Origin of the sequence: uncultured Limimaricola sp. (assembly GCF_964022235.1) — a bacterium.
Classification (GTDB): domain Bacteria; phylum Pseudomonadota; class Alphaproteobacteria; order Rhodobacterales; family Rhodobacteraceae; genus Limimaricola.
On the sequence record NZ_CAXHZL010000002.1, the window covers coordinates 288,350 to 302,337 of the forward strand.

General features: G+C 67.0%; 13 protein-coding genes. 4 read left to right on the plus strand and 9 right to left on the minus strand.

Going from position 1 to position 13,988, the window contains the following annotated elements:
* Position 1: 1 nt before the first annotated feature.
* Positions 2-1,006: a methyltransferase gene (locus AADJ02_RS03865; protein WP_341211670.1), complete on the minus strand. Its 1,005-nt coding sequence runs from the start codon at positions 1,004-1,006 to the stop codon at positions 2-4.
* A gap of 43 nt (positions 1,007-1,049) precedes the next feature.
* On the minus strand, positions 1,050-1,376 hold the full coding sequence (gene clpS / locus AADJ02_RS03870; RefSeq protein WP_341211824.1) for an ATP-dependent Clp protease adapter ClpS: 327 nt from the start codon (positions 1,374-1,376) through the stop codon (positions 1,050-1,052).
* Positions 1,377-1,581: 205 nt separating this feature from the next.
* Here clpS and AADJ02_RS03875 point away from each other — a divergent pair, with 205 nt between their 5' ends.
* The 3 genes from AADJ02_RS03875 (at position 1,582) to AADJ02_RS03885 (ending at position 4,887) form a co-directional block, all read left to right on the plus strand.
* Complete coding sequence (locus tag AADJ02_RS03875) at positions 1,582-2,283, plus strand: HAD family hydrolase (RefSeq protein ID WP_341211671.1); 702 nt, start codon at positions 1,582-1,584, stop codon at positions 2,281-2,283.
* A gap of 369 nt (positions 2,284-2,652) precedes the next feature.
* Positions 2,653-4,077, plus strand: a complete 1,425-nt coding sequence (locus AADJ02_RS03880) for a D-alanyl-D-alanine carboxypeptidase family protein (RefSeq protein ID WP_341211825.1) — start codon at positions 2,653-2,655, stop codon at positions 4,075-4,077.
* A gap of 123 nt (positions 4,078-4,200) precedes the next feature.
* The gene (locus AADJ02_RS03885) at positions 4,201-4,887 is read left to right on the plus strand and encodes a fumarylacetoacetate hydrolase family protein (protein WP_341211672.1); all 687 of its coding nucleotides are present in this window, start codon (positions 4,201-4,203) and stop codon (positions 4,885-4,887) included.
* 61 nt (positions 4,888-4,948) lie between these two features.
* On the opposite strand, the gene AADJ02_RS03890 is transcribed toward AADJ02_RS03885, so the two are convergent.
* The 5 genes from AADJ02_RS03890 to AADJ02_RS03910 all read right to left on the minus strand — a co-directional run bounded on the left by AADJ02_RS03890 (position 4,949) and on the right by AADJ02_RS03910 (position 11,448).
* Positions 4,949-6,532, minus strand: a complete 1,584-nt coding sequence (locus AADJ02_RS03890; RefSeq protein WP_341211673.1) for an ABC transporter ATP-binding protein — start codon at positions 6,530-6,532, stop codon at positions 4,949-4,951.
* Complete coding sequence (locus AADJ02_RS03895; RefSeq protein WP_341211674.1) at positions 6,529-7,653, minus strand: ABC transporter permease; 1,125 nt, start codon at positions 7,651-7,653, stop codon at positions 6,529-6,531. Before AADJ02_RS03895 ends, AADJ02_RS03890 begins: the two co-directional genes overlap by 4 nt.
* A complete protein-coding gene (locus tag AADJ02_RS03900) occupies positions 7,654-8,733 on the minus strand; it encodes a microcin C ABC transporter permease YejB (protein ID WP_341211675.1) in 1,080 nt (359 codons plus the stop codon).
* An 18-nt stretch (positions 8,734-8,751) separates the two neighbouring features.
* Positions 8,752-10,749: an extracellular solute-binding protein gene (locus tag AADJ02_RS03905; protein ID WP_341211676.1), complete on the minus strand. Its 1,998-nt coding sequence runs from the start codon at positions 10,747-10,749 to the stop codon at positions 8,752-8,754.
* Positions 10,750-10,926: 177 nt separating this feature from the next.
* Positions 10,927-11,448, minus strand: a complete 522-nt coding sequence (locus AADJ02_RS03910) for a cytochrome c family protein (protein ID WP_341211677.1) — start codon at positions 11,446-11,448, stop codon at positions 10,927-10,929.
* 120 nt (positions 11,449-11,568) lie between these two features.
* Here AADJ02_RS03910 and AADJ02_RS03915 point away from each other — a divergent pair, with 120 nt between their 5' ends.
* Positions 11,569-12,420: a prephenate dehydratase gene (locus tag AADJ02_RS03915; protein WP_341211678.1), complete on the plus strand. Its 852-nt coding sequence runs from the start codon at positions 11,569-11,571 to the stop codon at positions 12,418-12,420.
* Positions 12,421-12,424: 4 nt separating this feature from the next.
* Here AADJ02_RS03915 and AADJ02_RS03920 read toward each other — a convergent pair whose 3' ends face one another.
* On the minus strand, positions 12,425-12,889 hold the full coding sequence (locus AADJ02_RS03920) for an SRPBCC family protein (RefSeq protein WP_341211679.1): 465 nt from the start codon (positions 12,887-12,889) through the stop codon (positions 12,425-12,427).
* Positions 12,890-12,948: 59 nt separating this feature from the next.
* The gene (gene nudC / locus AADJ02_RS03925) at positions 12,949-13,899 is read right to left on the minus strand and encodes an NAD(+) diphosphatase (RefSeq protein WP_341211680.1); all 951 of its coding nucleotides are present in this window, start codon (positions 13,897-13,899) and stop codon (positions 12,949-12,951) included.
* Positions 13,900-13,988: the final 89 nt, after the last annotated feature.

The following is a 13,988-nucleotide window of genomic DNA, read 5'->3' on the forward strand; positions in this document are numbered from 1 at the left end:
GTCAGCGGGGTTTCTTGTCGGTGGGCTTGAGAGGCCGGATCGCGTGGAACAGCTTGAAGGTGCCGTCGCCGCCGACCTCCTCGACCGAGCGGAAGCTGTCGCGCAGCGCCGCCTCGTAGGGCAGGTGCCGATTGGCGACCATCCACAGCTGTCCCGACGGGGCCAGCATCCGCGCCGCCGCCAGAATGAAAGCACGGCCCAGCGCCGGATCGGCGGCGCGGCCCACGTGGAACGGCGGGTTCGAGACGATCCCGTCATAAAGATGGCCGGGCTTGAACCGCGTGACATCGGCCCAATGGAAGGCCGCGCGCGGGTCGGTGACGTTGCGGCGCGCACATTCGAGCGCCAGCGTCTCGGCCTCGATCAGGTCGATCGACTTCACGCCGTCGCGCTCCAGCACCACGCGCGCCAGATAGCCCCAGCCCGCGCCGAGATCGGCCATGCGCGAGGGCATCTTCTTGGGCAGGGCGGCGGCCAGCATCTGCGAGCCCCGGTCCGGCCCATCGGCCGAAAAGGCCCCCCATTGCGTCACGAAGCCGCCGTCGACCTCGGAGGGCGCGGGCGCGGCCCAGTCCGACAGGTCAACCGAGGCGGAGTCGAACCAGAACAGCCGGCCATGCGCGCGGGTCACGCAAGGCAGATCGCCCACCCGCGCGCGCATCTCGCGCCACAGGCTGTCGACGCCGTCGGTCTTTTGCCCATCGACGATCACCATCGGCGCAAGCCGCGCCGCCTGGGCCAGCATGGCGCGGGCCAGCGGCTTGGAGCGCGGCACGAAGACCACGGCGGCGCTGGCGGGTTCAGGCGCGGCCTCGGGTGCGGGCACGCTCCAGCCTTGCGCCTCCCAAGCGTCGATGTCGGGGCGAAAGCCGTGCAGGATAAGGGTGCGATCCTTGGGCAACGCCGAAAGATCGACGTCGGCTGCGGGACGCAGCGCGAGGATCGTGCCCTCGGGCAGCACGAGCGCGCCGCTCTCGATCGCGGTGGTCAGTCGGGCATCGGCCATGGGGACTCCGAAGGCAGGGGGTGAAAACAGGGCATCGGGGCCCCTATTCCCTTTCCATCGTGCATTGCAACGGGTGCTGGTGCCGCTGGGCGAAATCCATCACCTGCGCCACCTTGGTTTCGGCGATCTCATAGGAGAACACGCCGACCACGGCGAGCCCCTTCTTGTGCACGGTGAGCATGATCTCGAAGGCCTGCGCATGGCTCAGCCCGAAGAACCGCTCGAGCACATGCACGACGAACTCCATCGGCGTGTAGTCATCGTTGAGGATCAGCACCTTGTAGAGCGGAGGCCGCTTGGTCTTGGGGCGAGTCTCGACCTTGACGCCGGTGAGGTCGTCGCCATCGCCATCGTCGCCCGGCCCCGCCATGCGCGCCGCCCTGTTCGCCGCCCTGTTCGCCGTCGTCCGTGCCGCCATCCGCGCCACCATCTGCGTCGTCGTGCCTTGCATCGTCATCCGCTCTCCGGCCATCTCGGCTTGGGCTCCGCGTCTCGTTGCCAATCCCGCTCTCGCTTCGTTATATATGCGCCCCGTGCCCGGTGAAAAGCCCGGCCCTTGCCGTGGAGCGCCACAGATGCCGGATCGTTGGACCATCGCCTTCGACGCAGACGACACGCTGTGGCACAACGAGCGGTTTTTCCGCTCCACCCAAGCACGTTTCGTCGAGCTTTTGCGCGATCACGCGGGCGAGGATCGCCTGCGTGAGCGGCTGCTCGCGGCCGAGCGGCGCAACCTCGGGCGGTATGGGTTCGGGGTGAAGGGATTCGTGCTGTCGATGATCGAGACCGCGATCGAGGTCAGCGAGGCCCGCGTGCCCGCCACGGCGATCGCCGAGATCATGGATCTGGGCCGCGAGATGCTGGCGCATCCGATCGAGCTTCTGCCCGGTGTCGAGCAGGCGATCGCTGCACTGTCGGGCGAGGCCCGGCTGGTGCTCGTCACCAAGGGCGACCTGCTCGACCAAGAACGCAAGCTGGCGCAATCGGGTTTGGGCGAGGCTTTCGAGGCGGTCGAGATCGTGTCGGACAAGACCGCGCCTGTCTATGCCGCCATCTTCACCCGCCACGCGATCCGACCCGACCGCGCCGTCATGGTCGGCAATTCGCTGAAATCCGACGTGCTGCCGGTGATCGAAGCGGGAGGCTGGGGCGTACATGTCCCATCGGAGACGACCTGGGAGCTGGAGCACGCCGAGGCGCCGGAGGCGCATCCGCGATTCCGCCGGATCGACAGCCTCGCGGCTCTACCCGCGATGGTTGCCGAACTTTGCGCCTGATCCCGCAAAGGAAACCCTTGCCTGCGGCTTTCGCGCCACGTCCGCCCCGCAAAGATCCCGGCCCAGGCCCCTGTCGGCGCTGCACTCCTTCGGTATAGGGCGAGTCGCGCGCGGCAGCTTCGTGCGATGCTTGAGGACAACGGGCAAAGTATTTGGAAACATATCTATTTTAGTGACGCCACGTTTATGATACATATTGAGACATAATTGAGGTGCCCGCATGAAGACGGTCATCCGCGAGGCAAAACAAAGGGCAATCACGTGAGCAGTCGTCTGTTGCGGACGGCCCGGATCGGGCTGTTTCTAGTCACTACCCTTACGGCGGGTATCACCATCGCCACCGGCGCGCTTGCCGCGCCTTACGCGGCGATGGTCGTGGACGCCAAGACAGGGGCCGTCATCCACGAGGAAAATGCCGACACGCGTCTGCATCCCGCCTCGCTGACCAAGATGATGACCCTCTATATCGCCTTCCACGCGATCCAGCGCGGCGAAATCTCCCTCGATTCCGAGGTGACGATCCCCTCCCGCGCCGCGGCACAGCCCCCTTCCAAGCTCGGGCTGCGCACCGGCCAGAAGATCAAGTTCCGCTACCTGCTGCGCGCCGCGGCCGTGAAATCGGCCAACGATGCCGCCACCGCGATCGGCTTTGCCATCTCGGGCAGCGAAGAGGGCTTTGCCAAGCGGATGAACGCGACCGCGCAGGCGATGGGCATGCGCAACACCCACTTCGTGAACATGAACGGCCTGACCTCCGACGGTCACCTGTCGACCGCGCGCGACATGACGGTGCTGGGCCGCCACATGATCTATGACTTCCCGCAATACTATAACCTGTTCTCGCGCCGCTCGGCCGATGCGGGCATGTCGCAGGTCAACAACACCAACCGCCGCTTCCTCGACGCCTACAAAGGGGCCGACGGCATCAAGACCGGCTTCACCAATGCCGCGGGCTACAACCTCGTGGCCTCGGCGCAGCGCGGCGACCGCCGGATCATTGCCACGGTCTTCGGCGGCACCTCGACCGCGAACCGCAACGCGCAGGTGATGAAGCTGCTCGACAAGGGCTTTGCCAGCCAGCCCGGTCAGGCAGCACCGACGCAGGCCCCGGCGCTCGTCGCCGCCACCCCGGCGCTCGGCCCCACCACCGGGGCGCACACGATCCGCGTGACCGGCGTGGTCAAGCGCAGCCTGCGCCCGCAGCAGCGTCCGGGCACTGCCGCCGCTCCGGTGCTGGTCGCCACCGCGTCGGGCATCGAGGACGCGCTCGCCGCGGCGCTGCTCGTCTCCGCCTCGCCCTCGGCTGCCGCACAGGAAGAGGTGGCCCCGGCCCGCGTCGCGGTTGCCGCTGCTCCCGCCCCCACCGCCCCGATCACGGATCTGAGCGACATGGCCCCCGCCACCGCCGAGCTTTTCGCCGAGGCCGGGATCACCGCCGACACCACGCCCGAAGCCCGCCCGACCGAGATGATCATGACCGCCGCCGCGATCGCGCCGGTCGATGCGTCGCGGATGCAGGCGGTGCCAGAGGTGGTGACCCGCGTGTCGACCTCGGGTGGCCGGCTCTGGGGCATCAACGTCGGTCGCTTCAACAGCCGCGGCTCGGCCGAGCGGGTCCTGATCCAGACCGCGCTCAACGAGCCCGGCGCGCTCGACGGGGCGCTGCGGCGGGTGACCCAGCGCGCGGGTGGCTTTGACGCCAACTTCATGGGTCTCACCAACGAGGCCGCCGATCTGGCCTGCCGCCGCCTGCAGGCACGCGGCGCGATGTGTTTCATGATCGGGCCGTCCTGAGCCTTCTCCTCCCGGGCTCGTCACGACCCCTTCGGCGCCGCGTTCTTCCTCCCGGAACGCGGCGCCGTCTTGTTTTCGGGCCTGCGCGCGCGTTTGATGACCGCGCCCAGAACCGGAGCCCATATGACCCGACTTGCCGTCATCCCCCCTGCCCCGCGGCGCTTTGCCACCACCGACCCGACGCTCGAGGTCGAGCTACACCGCATTTTCTGCGTCGGGCGCAACTATGCAGCCCACGCGCGCGAAATGGGCAATGACGACCGCGAGCCGCCGTTCTTCTTCACCAAGCCCGCGAGCGCCGCCGTCGCCTCTGGTGCGACGCTTTCCTACCCCCCCGCCACCTCCAATCTGCATCACGAGGCCGAGCTGGTGCTGCTGATCGGGATCGGCGGCGCCGACATCGCGATCGACACGGCGCTCGAGCACGTCTGGGGCTACGGCGTGGGAAACGACCTGACCCGGCGCGACCTGCAGGCCGAAGCCAAGGAAATGCGTCGCCCCTGGGACATGGCGAAGGGGTTCGACGCTTCGGCGGTTCTCGGGCCGCTCCACCCCGCCTCGGAGATCGGCCACCCGTCCAAGGGCCGGATCACCGCGCAGGTGAACGGAGAGTTGCGGCAGGAGGCCGATCTGTCGGACATGATCTGGAGCGTGGCCGAGATCGTGTCGCATCTGTCTCGGCTGGTGTCGCTGTGCCCCGGCGATCTCATCATGACCGGCACGCCCGAAGGCGTGGGCTCGGTCGCGCCGGGTCAGGACTGCGTGGTGGCGATCGAAGGTCTGGGCGAGGCCCGGTTCCGCTACGCCTGACCGGCGGCCATCGCTCTCGTATATGTAGATGCGCCTGCCCCCTTGCGGGGCGGCGCAAGCCTCAGAACGCCGCCGCCATCAGCTCGCGCGTGTAGGCGGACTTGGGCGCGTTGAAGATCTCTGCCGCGGGCCCTGCCTCGACCACGTCGCCGTTCTTCATCACCATCACCTTGTGGCTGAGCGCGCGCACGACCTTGAGATCATGGCTGATGAAGACATAGGCGAGGCCGTATTTGCGCTGCAGATCGCGCAGCAGATCGACGATCTGCACCTGCACCGTCATGTCGAGCGCCGAGGTCGGCTCGTCGAGCACGATCAGACGCGGGCGCAGGATCAGCGCACGGGCGATTGCGATGCGCTGGCGCTGTCCCCCCGAGAACTCGTGCGGATAGCGGTCCATCGCCACCGGATCTAGCCCAACCTCGCGCATGATCTCGGCCACCATGTCGCGCCGGTTGCGCCCTTTTTCGACGCCGTGCACGCCCAGACCCTCGGAGATAATCTGCGAGACGGTCATGCGCGGGCTGAGCGAGCCGAAAGGGTCCTGAAACACGATCTGGATCTCGGAGCGCAGCGGCCGCATGCGGCGCTGGCTGAGGTCCTGGATCTCCTGACCGTCGAACAGAATGCGCCCTTCCGAGCCGATGAGCCGCGCCATGGCCAGAGCCAGCGTGGTCTTGCCCGAGCCGCTTTCGCCCACCACGCCCACGGTTTCGCCCGCGCGAACCGAAAGCGTCGCGTCGTTGACGGCCTTCACATGGCCCACGGTGCGCTTGAGCAGGCCGCGGTGGATCGGAAACCAGATCTTCAGATGCTCGGTCTCGGCCACCACGGGGGCGGTTTCGGATACCGGCTCTGGCAGGCCGGTCGATTCGGCCTCGAGCAACATCCGGGTATAGGGGTGCTGCGGGTTGGCGAAGATCGCTTCGGTCGGCCCCTGCTCGACGATCTCGCCGTCCTTCATGACGCAGACCCGGTCGGCGATGCGGCGCACGATCCCGAGGTCGTGGGTGATGAACAGCATCGACATCGCGCCGTCGCGCTTGAGCTCGGCCAGAAGTTCGAGGATCTGCGCCTGAATCGTCACGTCGAGGGCGGTGGTCGGCTCGTCGGCGACGAGCAGGTCCGGCCCGTTGGCCAGCGCCATGGCGATCATCACGCGCTGCCGCTGGCCGCCAGAAAGCTGGTGCGGATAGGCGTCGAGCCGGGTTTCGGGGTCGCGGATGCCGACGCGGGTCAAAAGCTCGATGATCCGGGTTCGCACCGCCGCCCCGCGCAGGCCCTGATGCAGCTCGATCGATTCCGACAGCTGCCGCTCGAGCGTGTGTAGCGGGTTGAGCGAGGTCATCGGCTCTTGGAAGATGAAGGAGATGTCGTTGCCGCGCACCCGGCGCAGATCGGCCTCGGGCGCGCCGACCATCTCGCGGCCCTCGTAGCGCACTGACCCCGAAAGCTCCGCCGTCTCGCCCAGAAGCTGGACCGTCGAGAGCGCGGTGACCGATTTGCCCGAGCCGCTCTCGCCCACCAGCGCCACGGTCTCGCCGCGCGCCACGCTAAAGGAGACGCCGCGCACGGCGGGGATCAGCGCGCCGTCCTGCCGGAAGCTCACGCGCAGGTCGCTGACATCGAGGATCGTGTCGGTCATGCGAAGGTCTTCCTCGGGTCGAAGGCGTCACGCACCCCTTCGAAGATGAACACCAGAAGCGACAGCATGATCGCGAAGGTGAAAAAGGCGGTGAAGCCGAGCCACGGGGCTTGCAGGTTCTGTTTGGCCTGCAACGTCAGCTCGCCCAGGCTGGGCGCCGAGGACGGCAGGCCGAAGCCGAGGAAATCGAGCGAGGCCAGCGTGCCGATCGCCCCCGTGACGAGGAAGGGCAGCATCGTCACGGTCGCCACCATGGCGTTCGGCAGCATGTGGCGGAACATGATCTTGCTGTCGGATACGCCGAGCGCCCGCGCCGCGCGAATGTATTCGAAGTTGCGCGCCCGCAGGAATTCGGCCCGCACCACACCGACCAGCGAGGGCCAGCCGAACAGCACGGTGAGAAAGACCAAGAGCCAGAAACTTCGCCCCAATATCGCAAAGACGATGATGATCACGTAAAGCGAAGGCGTGCCGGTCCAGATCTCGATGAAGCGTTGAAAGATCAGGTCGGTCCAGCCGCCGAAATAGCCCTGCACCGCGCCCGCGACGATGCCGATGAGCGAGGAGGCCAGCGTCACGATGATCGCGAAGACGATCGAGAGGCGAAAGCCGTAGATGACGCGGGCAACGACGTCGCGCTTGGTGTCGTCGGTGCCGAGCCAGTTGGTCTCGGAGGGCGGCGCGGGTGCGACGCCGGGCACGTCGACGATGGTGTCGAAGGCATAGGGGATCGGCGGCCAGACCAGCCAGCCCTTTTCGAACTCCGACATGTCGTTGGCGATGAGCGGCAAAGGCTCGCCCGCTTCGACCGCCGCCATGATCTCGCGCGGGGCATCGAAGCAGTCGGTCAGCCCGCCGGTGACGATCAGGCACCGCACCTCGGGGTCCGAATAGGCGGCCTCGGTCGGGAAATCGCCGCCGAAATCCTGCTCGGAGTAAAAGCTGATGATCGGGCTGCGAATCTCGCCACGGTAGCTCACCAGCAGGGGCCGGTCGTTGGCCAGAAGCTCGGCAAAGAGGCTGAGACCGAACAGCACCGAGAAGATGACGAGCGACCACAGCGCCCGGCGGTTGCGCTTGAAGTTGCGCCAACGGCGCGCGTTGAGCGGGGACAGCGCCATTCAGCCTCTCCGTTCGAAGTCGATGCGCGGATCGATCAGCACATATGTGAGGTCGGTGACGATGCCGACGACCAGCCCCATGAGCGAGAAGGCAAACAGCGTGCCGAACACCACCGGGTAGTCGCGCGCCACCGCCGCCTCGAACCCGAGGCGCCCAAGACCGTCGAGCGAGAACAGCGTCTCGATGATCAACGAGCCGCCGAAGAACACGCCGATGAACAGCGCCGGAAAGCCCGAGATCACGATCAGCATGGCATTGCGAAACACGTGGCCATAGAGAACCTTGCGCTCGCTCAGCCCCTTGGCCCGCGCCGTCATCACGTACTGCTTCTTGATCTCGTCGAGAAACGAGTTCTTGGTCAGCAGCGTCAGCGTGGCAAAGGCCGAGATGGTCGAGGCGAGGACGGGAAGCGCGATGTGCCAGAAGTAGTCGAGCACCTTGCCGACGAGGCTCAGGCTTTCCCAGTTGTCCGAGGTCAGGCCCCGCAGCGGGAAGATGCGCCAGTAAGAGCCGCCCGCGAAGAGCACGATCAGCAGGATCGCGAAGAGAAAGCCCGGGATGGCATAGCCCACGATGATCGCTCCGCTCGTCCATGTGTCGAAGGACGAGCCGTCGCGCACCGCCTTGCGGATGCCCAGCGGGATCGAGATCATGTAGGCCAGCAACGTCGACCAGAGCCCCAGCGTGATCGAGACCGGCATCTTTTCGAGCACGAGGTCGATCACCGAGATCGAGCGGAAGTAGCTCTCTCCGAAATCGAAGCGCATGTAGTTCCACATCATGTTCAGGAACCGCTCGAGCGGCGGCTTGTCAAAGCCGAACTCGCGCTCGAGCTCGGCGATGAACTCGGGCGGCAGGCCGCGCGCACCGATGTAGTCGCTCTCGCCACCGCCGCCCTGGCTCACCTCGCTGCCGCCGCCGGCAAAGCTCTCGAACACGTCGCCACCGCCCTCCATCTGGGCGATGATCTGCTCGATCGGCCCGCCGGGCACGAACTGCACGAGGGCAAAGTTGATGATCATGATCCCGAGCAGCGTCGGGATCACGAGCAGCAATCGTCTGAGGATGTAGGCGCCCATGCGGTCGGAAGCTCTCCCTTATCGCAGCGCGCCCGCGGCGCGCAGCCTGTCTGCGGCCTCGGCGTCGTACCACCAGAAGTCGATCTCGCCCAGAGCGAAGGGCGGCATCGGCTCGGGGTGCCGGAACTGGTCGTAATAGGCGACGGTATGGACGTCCTTGTACCACTGCGGCACCCAGAACATCTCGGCGCGCAGCACCCGGTCGAGCGCTTGGGTGGCAGTGCTTAACTCTTCGAGCGATTGTGCATCGATCACCGTGGTCACGAGACGATCCACCGCCGGGCTGCGCAGCCGCATCAGGTTGCGAGAGCTGTCGTCGGCGGTTTTGGCGGCGTACCACTGCTCCAACTCGACGCCCGGTTCGAAGCCCATCGAGAAAGTGTGGTTCACGAGGTCGAAATCGCCCGAGCGGGTGCGCTCCACGTATTGCGAGGTGTCGACCCGCTCCAGCACGCCCTTCACCCCGAGCCGCGCGAGGTTCTCGATGAAAGGGTTCACGATGCGGTCGAATTGCGGGCTGTATTGAAGGAATATCAGCTCCAGCAGCTCGCCATCCTTGTGGCGCAGGCCGTCGTCGCCGATGATCCAGCCAGCCTCTTCGAGAAGCTGCCCGGCGCGGCGATATGTGCCGCGATCGGGAGTGTTGTTGGCCGCGTCGAGCCGCGGCGCGCCGCGCACCTCGTCGGTGAGGATGGCTTCCGGCAGAAGCCCCTCTTCGACCAGGGGTGCGAGGATCGCGCGCTCGCCCTCCGATGGCGTGCCGGTCGCTTCGAGATCGGAGTTCTCCCAGAAACTGTCGACCCGCTCGTAGAGCCCGTAGAACAGCGACTCGTTGGACCATTCGAAGTTGAACATCATGCCGATGGCTTCGCGGACGCGGGGGTCCTGCCACTTGGGATCGTCGAGGTTGAACACGAAGGCCTGCGCCCCGGCGATGGTGCCGTCGGGCACTTCTTCGGTCTTGACCCACCCCTTCTGGATGGCCGGAAAGTCGTAGCCCGTGGCCCAGTCCTTGGAGGAGTTTTCGACCCGGAAGGTGTATTCGCCCGACTTGAAGCCCTCGAAGGCGGCGGCGCTGTCGGCGAAATATTCGATCCGGATGCTGTCGAAGTTGTTGCGGCCGATGTTGAACGGATGCTCCGCGCCCCAGAAGTTCTCGTTGCGGCCATAGACGATGCGCCGGTTGAACTCGGCGCTCTCGAGCTCGTAGGGGCCGGTGCCGAGGAACGGCTCCTTGGTGCTTTCGTCGATCCGCGCGCCGGTCTCCTCGAACCAGGCCTTGGAGAAGGCCACGGTGCCGCCCGCAAAGCCGATCACGTCGCGGCGCGGCGCGTCCTCGGTGAAGGTGAACTTGATGCGGTGCGGGCCCAGCACTTCGACGCTCTCGAGGAAGTTCGAGACCACGGCGCGGTACTCGGCGATGCCCTGTTCGAGAAACAGCTCGTTGGTGAACTTCAGATCTTCGGCGGTCATCGGCGTGCCATCGGCAAAGGTCACGTCGTCACGCAGGTTGAAGATCACCCAGTCGCGGCTCTCGGGGTATTCGAGCGTGGTGCACAGGTAGCAGTACATCGCATAGGCGTCGTCGGCCACGGAGGTCATGATCCGCTCGTGCGGCAGCGAATTGAGCGCGGCCGCCACGCCCTGACGCGAATAGGAGTTGAAGCTGTCGAAGGTGCCCTGCGACCATTCGCTGATCTCGCCGCCCTTGGGCGCGTCGGGATTGACGTAGTCGAGATGCGCGATGTCGGGGCCGTATTTCAGATCGCCGAAATTGGTGTAGCCGTGGCTGGTGATGACACGTTCCGCACCTGCCGCGTCCGCCTGCTCCGCCTCGGGCAGCGCCACCTGCGGCAATGTCACGCGCGGCGCGTCCTGTCCGCTTGCGGATTGGGCGCCTGCGGCTTGCGCCAGCAACAGCGCGCCGAGCGCCAGCGCGGAACCGGTGATCCAGAGGCGCGGGTCAAAGCGGGCCTGCGGCTGCGTGGCGGCTTGGGCGGGACGGCGGGTCTGCATCTTGCGCTCCTCTTGGCGAAACGGCCATGTCGGGCGAGGCTAGCGGTGCAAGCGCCTGACGTTCAAGGCGAGATTGCGTGAGCGGCACGTGTCCGCCGCGTCGAACCGCGAGACCGGCATGCGAAAGGGGCCGCCCCTTCCGGAGCGGCCCCTTCGAAATCCGGTGGTGGCAGAGGATCAGCCGCCGATGGTCGCGAGATAGGCGATCAGGTTGGCGCGGTCCTCGGCACCCTTGAGACCGTTGTAGGTCATCTTGGTGCCCGGCGCGTAATCGCGCGGGTTGGCGAGAAAGCCGTTGAGATGCTCGGGGTCCCAGACATCGGCCACGGCCTTGAGCGCACCCGAGTAGCTGTAGCCCGGATAGGCGCCGACCTCGCGGCCGACCACGCCGTGAAGCGAGGGGCCGGTGCCGTTCACGCCCTCTTCGAGCGCGTGGCAGGAGCGGCAGTTGCGCCACACGCCTTCACCGGCGGAGGCATCGGCCGAGGCATAGATCTCCTCGAAGGGCACGGCCTCTTCTTCGGCGCCGCCACCCTCGCCGCCCTCTTCGACCGGGATCGAATAGGCCTGCGCGTGCTCTTCGCCGTGACCACCGCCGCTGCTATAGATGATATCGGCGGCCCAGCCACCAAGGAGGAAGACCAGCAGCGTACCGCAAAGGCCGCCAACGACCTTGGTCAGGGTCATCGTGTCGAACATGTCGCGTTCCATTCCGTTCGGCGTTTCGGGGGTATGTATCCGCTTCCCGCGCGATGTTGCAAGGTGTAGTCCCGCGACGAATTGCCCTTATGGGGACGCCTGTTCAGGGGAGGATCCGCCGTGGCCGGTCGCATCGCATTTCAGGGGGAACTCGGCGCTTACGGGCATCAGGCCTGCGCCGAAGCCCGGCCCGATCTGGAGCCGCTGCCCTGCACCACTTTCGAAGACGCGATCGAGGCGGTGCGCAAGGGCACGGCCGAGCTTGGCATGATCGCGGTCGAAAACTCGACCTATGGCCGGGTCGCGGACGTGCATCACCTGCTCCCTGAAAGCGGGCTGCATATCGTCGACGAGGCCTTCGTGCGGGTGCATATCAACCTGCTGGGCGTAAAGGGCGCACGTCTGGCGCAGGTTGAGACCGCGACCAGCCACACCGTGCTTCTGGGTCAGTGCCGGGGTTTCCTGCGCGAGCACGGCATCTCGACCATCACCGGTGCCGACACCGCCGGATCGGCCCGCGCCATCGCCGAGGCGGGCGATCCGCGCCACGCCGCTCTGGCCTCCGAGATCGCGGCCTCGATCTACGGTCTCGACGTGCTGGCGCGCCACATCGAGGATCACGCGCGCAACACCACGCGGTTTCTCGTCATGTCGCGCGAACCCGACCTGAAGCGGCGCGGTAAATCGGGGATGATGACCAGCTTCGTGTTCCGGGTGCGCAACATCCCGGCCGCGCTCTACAAGGCGATGGGCGGCTTCGCGACCAACGGCGTCAACATGACCAAGCTCGAGAGCTACATGGTCGGCGGCCAGTTCACCGCGACGCAGTTCTATGCGGAGATCGAGGGCCATCCCGATGACCGCAACGTCCAGCTCGCCTTCGACGAACTGGACTACTTCACCGACAGCATTCGGCTCATGGGCGTGTTTCCCGCCGCCCCCCGCCGACACGAGCCGGCGCCGCGCGGCTGAAGCCTCAGCCCGCGCGCCGCGCCCAGCGCGCTTCGATCTCGCGCGCATAGCCTTCGAGCCGCCCGGCAAGGCGCGTCTCGAGCGAGCCATGCGCCAGCTTCAGCGATTGCAGCACCAGCCGTCCCGGCATCGAGCGCGGCGCGAACCGGACCGACAGGCCGAGATGGCTGCCACCGTTGCCGTCGGGCAGCGCCTCGATGCGCACGAAGATCTCAACGCCGGAGCTTTCGCCCTGCACGGTGTAATCCTGAGGCGCGTCAAAGGCGATGACGCGGGCGGCGACGTCGCGCTCGCGGCCCAGCACCTTGACCGACGCGTTCCAGCCGCGGCCCACGGGCGCGGGGCCGCCCTGTTTCTGCACCTCGATGCCGCGCCGTAGCGCCTGCCGTTCGAAGGCGGTGAAATCGCTGGCCTGTTCGAAGACGAAGTCCCGCGGTGCGGCGACGGCCTGTTTCGACTTGAGTTCCATGACGCTGCCTCGGTCTGCCTCGCGGGGCGTGTGTTCGCCCGGCGGCGCCGGTTCTCGCGTCAATCGAGCCGACCCGCAAGCCAGTTCCACATCAGGTGCCGGGCGATGGAGCCGTTAAGCGGCGCGCGGATCTGGGTGTCTTCGCCCGCAAAGATCCGCGCCAGCCGCTGCCGCGACACCCAATGCGCTGCCGCGATCTCGGCGGGGTCTGGCCGCAGGATCGGGCGCTCCGGCCCCGTGACCTCGCCCCGGCATCCCAGCATCAGCGACGCCGGAAAGGGCCAGGGCTGGCTTGCCACGTAGCGCACCGGCCCGACCGTGACGCCCACCTCCTCCAGAACCTCGCGGCGCACCGCCGCTTCGACCGTCTCGCCCGGTTCGACAAAGCCCGCGAGCACCGAGTGCATGGTGTCGGGCCAGGCCGGGGCGCGGCCCAGAAGCACGGCGTCGCCATGCGTCACCAGCATGATCACCACCGGGTCGGTGCGCGGGAAATGCGGCGTGCCGCAGGCCGGGCAATCACGTCGCCACCCCGCCTCGGCCAATACGCTGGGTGCGCCGCAGCGCGCGCAGAACCGGTGCGATGCGTGCCAGTTCAGCACCGCGCGCGCCATCGCCGCCAGTTCCGCGTCGCGCGGCTCCAGCGTCGCCATGGTGCCGCGTAGCTCGGCAAATCGCGCCCCCGCCATGCCCGGACAATCCACCGCCTCGGAAGGATCGGGAGCCTCGGGCGCACCTGGCCAATCGGCAATCGGCCGCGCAAAGATCCCCGCGCCCGTCGAATCTCGCCCCAGCAGCACCGCCGCCTCGGGCGCGCCCTCGAACAGGGCGTGATCCGGTGGCACGCCCTTGAGCCGCCCCTCCGCGAGCGGCACCCGACCCCGCCACAGCGGTATCACCCATGTGTCAGGCCGCGCCACGAGCGTCGCCACGGCCTGCGAATCACCGCGGATCTCGGCCGCGCGATCGAGTCCGCCGCCGCCGAAAGTGATGTCGTCCAGCGGCCCCATGCGCGTCTTTCCTTACATTTGGCCGCAATGACGCTGCGGCGTCTGGAAGAATGCGTAACGTCGCGTGGATGTAAAGCTGTGCAGCTGCC